Genomic DNA, 1,457 nt, shown 5'->3' with positions numbered 1-1,457 from the left:
TATCCCTCTTCTGTCACTCTCCGGAGCTAGTAAGTAGTAAATAAGTGAAATTATCCAGAAGCATAACAGGGTTTAAATTGATTCATTGCAGCCATTAAATGATTGAATCCCAGGAGTAAATGTGAATTTGGGAAAATATCTAGCCAGGGATAAATTAACCAAAATAGTAAGAGTGGCTGGATGATTAGACGCAGATTATTTAAAGTATTCTTCCATCCGCATTCGTGGTTCCATTGTTGATGATGAGAGAAGTCAACAGAACTATTTTCTTGTACATCAGTCTCAATTTGACGAGATTTATTTAAGGCTAACAAGGCTGGAGAATTTAAACTAATCCGCAGTGTAAACACAAAAAATGATTTCCCACCATCTTTCTATATGTTGAAAATTTGTAAACCGATAATCTGTCCAGCCGAGTTCCTGTTTACACTGTCGAAACCCATATTCTACCCAGGTTCTTAATCCATATAAATCGCTATCGCGTTTTTTTGATATTTCCTTGAAGATTTGTCATCACGAATGTTGTAGAATTTTCTGGCATGGTTTCCGGGTCAGTAGTTATTTGCCAATAGGTTATGCCTCTTTTTTTACCATAAATTATTTCTCGGATATATCTGGTTTCTGATTTTTGATTACTAAATGTTCTCTGGAATTTGCACCACTTATTCGCCCTAACGCTCTGACCTGCTGGTAACCAGACTCCGTGATTACTTCTTATTGCTACGACATAATCTATTTTATATTCAGTTAACTTTCTAATAAATTGGCTACTTTCACCTTCAGCTTCTGCCAATACTAGTTCAATCTTAAAACCTGATTCAATTAGTTCTGTAATAATTTCTGACGCTAACTCTATTTTGGTTTTATATTTATCTTCTGCTTTTAGGGTTCCTTTTGGTTTGAATACTTTTACACTTAAGGGAAAGGTTATATTAGAGTAAACGACCTAGGCATTGACTGAAACTATTCCATTATCAACTTTTCCTACACTCCCTAAGTACTGTCTTGCACTTGCACTGTCTTTTTACCTTTTTTTCTATCTCCTGTTTCATCTATTACTACAGTAATCGCCTGACCATTTAATATTTTTTTCAGCCTATTTAATCTTCGTTGTTTTAATTTATCTGCTGACCAATCTGAATTTGCTAGAAAATGGTGTAATGACTGTGCTGAATTTATACTTACAACTTTCGCTATTTCTGGTAATGATTTTCTTTTTATCGTCGATATTATTCCCAAGTGTAAATATTTGAAGCACTCATAATTTCTTACTTCTTTAAATAAGTCTTTATACTCTGCACAATATTCATCTCGGAATTGCAACTGTTGGGTGAGGATAAGATTGCCAAATGCTTGAGGATTTGTAATTCTACATCCATTGCCCTACTTACCTTCCAGAGTTTTTTCTTTTAATTCTTTTATTCAGAATACCCGGAGAGTGACAGAAGAGGGATAAG

Annotated in this window: 1 pseudogene; it reads right to left on the bottom strand. The window is 34.5% G+C overall.

Features of this window, described 5'->3' with window-relative positions:
• Positions 1–50 precede the first annotated feature (50 nt).
• Positions 51–1,379: pseudogene (locus ACM0OZ_RS48755) on the bottom strand (IS701 family transposase).
• Positions 1,380–1,457: the final 78 nt, after the last annotated feature.

This window comes from Scytonema sp. PCC 10023 (genome assembly GCF_963920835.1).
In the GTDB taxonomy this organism is placed as follows: domain Bacteria; phylum Cyanobacteriota; class Cyanobacteriia; order Cyanobacteriales; family Nostocaceae; genus Kalymmatonema.
The sequence above is the reverse complement of the archived record's forward strand: the minus strand, read 5'-3'. Positions and strand labels throughout refer to the sequence as shown.